Below are 7,175 nucleotides of genomic sequence, written 5' to 3' on the forward strand. Positions count from 1 at the left end.
AACGGGCACCCGCGTGCCCGTTCATTCAGATCCGGATGACTGAACCACAAAAGTTCATCCGTGGAAATGGTATCGCAGCATGGTACGCACCAGGGCGGTCTACCTGGTCTTGCCGACTGGACGCAATGCGAAAATCGCAACACCGAACAAAATCGCAGCCAGCCCAGCTACCCATGGCGCCCCGAGTGAATACACCAATCCCGCAGAGCCAGACCACAAGGCCACGCCCAGGTGCATCATGCTCATCCCCATGGCCATCAGTGCGCCGCGATCCGTTTCAGAAAGCTGCGCGATATGGTTCTGCAACGCCGGTGAGCCGACGCCGCCGGCCAAAGACCAGAACGCCAACATCGGCGCCACCGCGAGAAAAGTCAGGTCATCACCGGTGAACACCCACAGGCTACAGCACAGACAAACCACCAAGGCTCCCCGCATCACGACCCGGCCACTGCCGGCACGTCGCATTACCCGCGACAGCGCCAGGTTACCCAGCACGCTGACCACGCCGAGAGAGGCATACACCATCCCGACCGAGGCAATTTCGAGACCCGCAGCATCACGCAGCCGCTGACCGATCAGGTTAAACACCCCGATGCCACCACCAAGACCAAAGCCCATCGCCATCAGGGCTCCTACGGCACCCGGTATTTGCAACGGATTGAAGGAGGAACCGGGCTCGCGGCTCACCGGCCGCGTTGCGAAGTGCACTTTCGCGGTGAACACCAGTGCCAGCGCAACCAGCAAGGCCGCTGCGCCTAATGCGATAAACGCAACCCGCCACGAATACCACTCAGTCAGCAAGGCCCCAATCCCGGGGCTCGCAATCATCCCGAGGGTCAGACCTGCCTGCACCAGTACAATCTGCTTCATCGCCTGTTTGCCGGGCTGATCGCCGGCCAGTGCAAACGCAATCGGCAACATCCCGGCGCTGGCCAAACCGGTCACCACCCGGGTGACTAAAGCCCACTCAAAGTCTTCCACCAGTCCGGTTGCGATTGAGGCTATCCCGAAAAGGACACACGCCGGGACGATAATTTTCATCCGCCCAATGCGGTCAGACCAGCGGCCAAAATAAGGTGCAGCCAGCGCAATTGCCAAACTGTATGCGGTAATAAAGAGCGTGACCCGCTCCGGCTTCACCTCCAAATCAAGACCAATCGGCGCGAGAATGGGGCCCAGTAACAGCTCATCGGCACCCACCAGAAACGCAATCAAAAAGAGCAATGTCGAGGTAAACATTGAAATCATAGGTAACTCACTGTGTTCAAACATAAAAAAGGGCCGGTCGCAATGACTGGCCCTTATTCTTGTGATTCAAGAAAAATGTATCGAATTTTGGATACAAAAAGGCCGGTGACGAAGCATCATCACCGGCCAGCACTTGCTCATTCATCAGATACAACATGACCTGCGCTTTTCACGCATCTCAGTATCTGATGAAGATTCAGTCATTCAGGCTCCGAGCAACACTTCATCGTGGAACTGCACGGAGCGAAGCCTTCTGACGAAGCGCTTCAGGACAATATAAATCATGGTCAAGCGTCTTTATGTTCGATCTCGGCGCGGAAAATATATTGTGATGAGTTCAAAGTCAATTGGAAAATCGACGGATGCCGGCCCCCCACAGACAACGCCTACTCTCAACCTTTATCCGATCTCAAAAGAAGTCACGCCAAAAATACGATGGAGTGGCAGTTCCGGCTCACTTTGGGTATACATCCGCGCGGTTTCAAAAGAAACCGTCATTTGTTCGCATTCTGCCATCGCCACAGCCTCCGCATTGACTTCAGGGACGTCGAGATAAATCGCATCGTGCTCACTCACCGTCGCTTTCAACGCCCGGAACAACTGCTCGGCGATGGTCGGACTATTGGCATACAGGGGACCTATTTTATAGCCCGAGCGACAAGCGCGGATCACGCCATATCCGCCCAGTTGTCCGTCCTTGAGCATCCCATACACCTGCGCCGATGGCTGGGTGAGCCAGGTTTGCAGAAACTGAGGACGAGGTGCGGGGAAAAAATCTTGCTCATAGGTTTGGATTTGAGCAAGAGAGTGTGCAGACAAAGGAACAATCGAAGGATCGGGCTCAACAAAACCACCACCGGCGCCTTCATAGCGAATATTACGGTAAGCCAGTTGAAAACCAGATTTTTTGTAATTGTCCTGTTGCGCCACCACCCCATCCAGCGCAATGTTACAGCCTTCGAGATAGTCCAGCGCGGTATTCCAGATTTGAATGCCGTAGCCCTGGCCGCGGAATTCCGGTTTCACGATGTAAAATCCGATAAAGCCAAATGAAGCATCGTAACGAATGGCCGAGATCGTCGCGATCGGCTCATCCCCCAGCAACCCCATCAAAAAACCATTCGGATCAGCGGCGTAATAATTGGCGGCATCATTAAGTCCCGGATTCCATCCCTCCTGAGCGGCCCACTCTATGGCAAGATCAACCTCTTCTCGGGTCATGGTTCTGATCACGAACGGCGCTTTATCCATCATGACATTCCTTATTTTTATGATTGCTGTCTGCTTTATTATGCTCGCATGTCTGGCAGAGACAAAGCAGATGAGTTCAGGGCTCGCCCTGATCCGAGCAATCGGTCTCATAGGCTGCGCGGGTTTCCAGACGCGTATCCTCGACGGGGCCGCCCATGGTGAAGTGATACAGACTCTGAAAACTGCGATCATTTATCCCGAACAGTTGATGAACCGGATCATCAAAATAGCACCCAATCCCGGTGGCGCGGATCCCGCTGGCTTCAGCTTCCAGGTACAACATCTGCCCGATCATCCCGGTTTCCCAAAACAAACGCCGATACCACCACGGTCCCAGCGTCCGAATCGGCTGTTCGAATTCGGCCAGCATCGCGCAACTGAACACGCCGCCACTGGCGATACTCTGATGGCAGCTGAGCAGCTCAGACACTTCCCGGGCATCTCCCTCACAGAGACAATACAACGGCAAGTGTTGTGGGCAATCTGTCGGTTTTCGCCAGATAAAATCCGGATTCATCGCATCACGCAGTTGCACGTTCGCCGCCACGTCTCTGAGCAGCGCATACAGTCCGGGCGGCAAGCCCGCGACACGGTGTACAAAGAGTCCGAGATGGACCCGGGGCGGCCAACGACAGGCGGAAAACAAACGGGGATTTTCAAGCGGTAAAGTACTGTTGAGGATGGTGTAAAACATGGCGCGGCTGATCTGGGTGCTGCCGTCCATGTCCAGTGCGCTGCGGCGCTGACGAATGATCTGCCCTGCCGTAAATGGCGGGTGGCCGGTTTGCGACTTGAGATCCGAGTGCTGGCTGACCTCCGGCGGGTGATCAACGCCAGCCATTTTGTCCGACTCATTGCAGGCTGTTGTTTCCAGGTTTGAGTCTGTTTTTGGTTTGAGTGCCGCCTGCGCTACCTTGTCGATCCAGGGCCAGGGATGATGTGCGTCACTGAGTGTATTGGCTTGCCCGTGCCAGCCGGCATTGGCGATCGTGTTTATCATGCCCGGTGAAGGCGACCATCCTGATTGGATACGCGTCCCCACTGGAGTCACTACGGCGAGCAAATCCGGCGATTCCACCTCTGCCGGGTGAAAACCATCTTGCATGCGATCCAGACCCATCAGGGTTGCCAGATCCCGATCCGAAATCCCTTCCACCAGTTGAAGCTGCCAGCCTTGCAGACCGGCGGCGATCGTCAGTGCAGCCAGCGCATGACCACAGTCGTGCTGACAGTACCGATACGCCCGCTCACCATATTTCCAGGCTTCGCGCCAGTGAATCGAGCTGAGCGCGACAAGGAAAGTCCCGTCCGGCAAAGCGCTCTCCTGTGGCGCGAGCTCCTTCATCAAAGCCTGCCAGTCCGCAGTCGTCAATGTGGCCCGGCACTCGAGCTGATGCTGCAACGGTGCGTAATGATAAACCCCCGGCAGATCAGTGAAACCGGGTAAGGCATTCGCGATTAAATAACACTCGGTGGGATGCAGATTTCCGCTCGAGGGATTCACCCGCAGCGACCAGCGATTCTGCTGATAACGCTTCCAGGCGGAAAGTGCCAGCGCAAAATAAAAGAAGGCGGACAACGAGGTTGGATGAACCGCCTGTCGCGTCATTGCCTGCCCGGCAAAAAAGGCGTCGTAGCCCGGCGTAAGATCCTGCTCTGGCAGCGGCAAGTGAATCAACCGGGTGCCTGAATAACGGCGAAACGGGCACGGCTGGTTCGCCCAGTCTAAATACCCCAGCGCCCTGGCGTAACGATCAAACTGATGCTTGGTACGCTCATGATAAGCAAAGACGGTGGCGACAGGATCGGATGCCGGTTCATACGATTCGGCACGCGGATCCGCTTGGCTGTCTTGAGGACGATGCGGCCCTGAACTCATGGCAATGAGCTCATGGTAGTGAAGCTCACGCTACTAAAACTTATGATGCGGAGACTCATGGCCCTGAACTCATGCGGATGGCGCCTGACGACACTCAGCTACCAGGGCCTGTAACCGGGCGGTAATCTTTGCCCGCCCGGTTACAGGCAGCTCACAAGCCGCTCCCTGGCAAACATACAAAGCCGGCTCCCGGGTATCCATCTGGCCAGTAAACGGCGCGAACTGACTGAGTTCAGCCTGATGTGCCGCATCTACGCCAAGCCAGACCGCATTGGGTATATACCGCCCCCGAAGTGGCGCCATCAGTGCTTCGAGTGGCTCCGGACCGGCCAGCACCAGGTTCGGTCCGGGATGGTTCATCCAATCCAGCGCACTCAGCAACATGGTGAATCCAGCCGGATACGTATTCACCTGGTCAGCAAAAGCCCCCACCAAGCTGTCAAAGAAATTGCGCCAGCGGCGCTGTCCGGTCAATTGATAGAGCATCACCAAATTCTGAGCCATCAACGCATTGCCTGACGGCGAAGCGCCGTCGTAACCATCCTTGGCCCGCACCGCCAACTCAGTATCCGATTCAGTCAGGAAGAATCCGCCATGACTGGGGTCCCAGAACTTTTTAATCGCCACCGCCATCCAGCGCAACGCCTGGCGCAAATAGGAGAATGCCAAGGTTGCCTGATGTAACGCCAGAGCCGCACCGATCATGGCGGCATAGTCATCCAGCAAGCCCGGTAATCCGGATTTGCCGTTGCGGTACCGTTTATTGAGTTGATCCGTTTCGTCGTTGAGATGACTTAAGACAAAGTCGAATGCTTTGCGGGCAGTCTGCAAATCTTCCGGGGCATCTCGCAACCAGGCACTTCGGGCCAACGCGGCAATCATCAGGCCATTCCAGTCCGTCAGCACTTTATCGTCACACAGCGGTGGCACCCGCAGCATTCGCTGACTGGCCAGCTGATGACGGATCCCCGCCCAACGATCCTGCCACACCGGCAAGGAGGCGCCGGCAATTGTTGCCAGCTCGCGGGGAAGCCGCGTGAGGTACAGGATGTTCGCCCCGGTCGGACGGCCCGTGGCTTCATCCAGGTAATTCCCCTGCGGCAAAACATGGAACTGTCGGGCAAACCATTCCAGCTCGTCCGACGGCAGGATGCGGCTCAGTTCCTCGTATCGCCACACATAGAACTTCCCTTCTTCCCCTTCGATATCAGCATCTTCGGCGCTGTAGAATGCCCCGCCCGGATGCTGCATACGAGTCGTCAGGTACTGGACAATCTCGCCGGCGGTCTGGTGGTAAAACGTCTCCCCGGTGGCTGCATACGCTTCACTATAGGCCAGCAGCAACATGGCTTGATCGTAGAGCATCTTTTCAAAATGAGGCAGCAGCCAGCGGTTATCCGTACTGTAGCGGTGAAAACCGAATCCGACATGGTCAAACAGTCCGCCCAGGCGCATCGCCTGCAAGGATTTCCGGGCCATGGCGAATGCCTGCGGCTTGCCATGACGATGCCAGTAGCGGAGCAAGAATAGGTACTGATGCGGCGACGGGAACTTGGGTGCCCGGCCAAATCCCCCATTCAGCGCATCGAAGTTCTGTTCAAACCACGCAAATGCCTGAGATTCAATGTGACTGGCAAGCGCTCCCGATGGCGTCTGCTGCGTCATTGCCCGGAGCCGGTTGCTGAGCTGCATCGCGCCATTGTGCAGAACATCCGGCTGGGTCAACCAGGCGTGCATGACACCCGGCAACAACGTCATCATTCCCGGCAGGTTGCCGCTTCCTAGTTTCGGTACATACGTCGTGGCGTAAAACACCTGACCGTCGGGGGTAAGAAAACAGGTCAGCGGCCAGCCGCCCCTGCCGGTCATGGCCTGACAGGCGGCCATATGGAGATGGTCGATATCCGGACGCTCTTCCCGATCCACTTTGATCGCCACAAAATCCCGGTTCAGCAGCGCCGCGACTTCAGCATCCTCAAAGGATTCCCGAGCCATCACATGGCACCAATGGCATGTCGCGTAGCCAATGGACAGAAAGATCGGCTTGTTTTCCCGCTTGGCTTTTTCAAACGCAGCCTCGCTCCAGGGATACCAGTCCACCGGGTTCGCAGCATGTTGCAACAGATACGGACTTTGCTCGAACACCAGACGGTTCCAGTAACCACCACCGTTTTCCGGCAGTTGCGACAGCATTTCTTCATTAGGGATATCAGCTGGATGTGTAGCCATAAAACGGCGCCTGTCGGTCGCGTAGCAATGCGGAATTTCGCCTGCGGCAAAAGCAGGCTCTTGATGATCAGTCTAGGTATTGAGACGGCCCCTGTCGAACAGGAGACACCACGTCAGCATGAATTGCGAGGACCCAAAGTTCATTTCAGATCTGCTGTCTCATTTTTCTACCCCTTCCTGATAAACAATAAACACGTCTCAAGATTGGAACGGATATTTCTCCTGATTTTTTGCGGAGACTTTCGCGCGTACCTATAAATAATATCGTGGTAAACGGATTGACCAGAGAATCATACAGGAGTGTCCTTTAGAAAAAATAATCAGGAATTTGAAACAATGAATGTAAAAACAGTTGGCCTTCTTGCAGCACTTGCACTTGTGACCACAGGTGTGCACGCCAATAGCTACTATGGCGTGCACAGTTCCGGTTATATGTCTTCTAAAGTGAAAGTCAGTTGCTCCATCTCGAAAAAGTCTTACAACACCTACGTTCACAAAGACAGCAAGTATCATGACTACAAGTCGAAAAATAGTTACACCAAGTACTATGGTTCTAAAAAGTACTATG

Annotated in this window: 5 protein-coding genes; 1 reads left to right on the forward strand and 4 read right to left on the reverse strand. The window is 55.3% G+C overall.

The features are described 5' to 3' along the window. Positions 1-99 precede the first annotated feature (99 nt). The 4 genes from VV869_RS13845 to VV869_RS13860 all read right to left on the reverse strand — a co-directional run bounded on the left by VV869_RS13845 (position 100) and on the right by VV869_RS13860 (position 6,607). Positions 100-1,239, reverse strand: a complete 1,140-nt coding sequence (locus VV869_RS13845; RefSeq protein WP_443147317.1) for an MFS transporter — start codon at positions 1,237-1,239, stop codon at positions 100-102. Between the two features lie 408 nt (positions 1,240-1,647). Further along, positions 1,648-2,502, reverse strand: a complete 855-nt coding sequence (locus VV869_RS13850; protein ID WP_337735496.1) for a GNAT family N-acetyltransferase — start codon at positions 2,500-2,502, stop codon at positions 1,648-1,650. Positions 2,503-2,575: 73 nt separating this feature from the next. After that, a complete protein-coding gene (locus VV869_RS13855) occupies positions 2,576-4,378 on the reverse strand; it encodes a SagB/ThcOx family dehydrogenase (protein WP_337735497.1) in 1,803 nt (600 codons plus the stop codon). 69 nt (positions 4,379-4,447) lie between these two features. Beyond that, positions 4,448-6,607 carry a thioredoxin domain-containing protein gene (locus tag VV869_RS13860; RefSeq protein WP_337735498.1) on the reverse strand — a complete coding sequence of 720 codons (2,160 nt, stop codon included), beginning with the start codon at positions 6,605-6,607 and terminating at the stop codon, positions 4,448-4,450. A gap of 336 nt (positions 6,608-6,943) precedes the next feature. Here VV869_RS13860 and VV869_RS13865 point away from each other — a divergent pair. Continuing rightward, on the forward strand, positions 6,944-7,175 hold a 232-nt coding region (locus tag VV869_RS13865; RefSeq protein ID WP_337735499.1), incomplete at its 3' end, for a hypothetical protein.

This window comes from Photobacterium sp. MCCC 1A19761 (assembly GCF_037389125.1).
Classification (GTDB): Bacteria; Pseudomonadota; Gammaproteobacteria; order Enterobacterales; family Vibrionaceae; genus Photobacterium.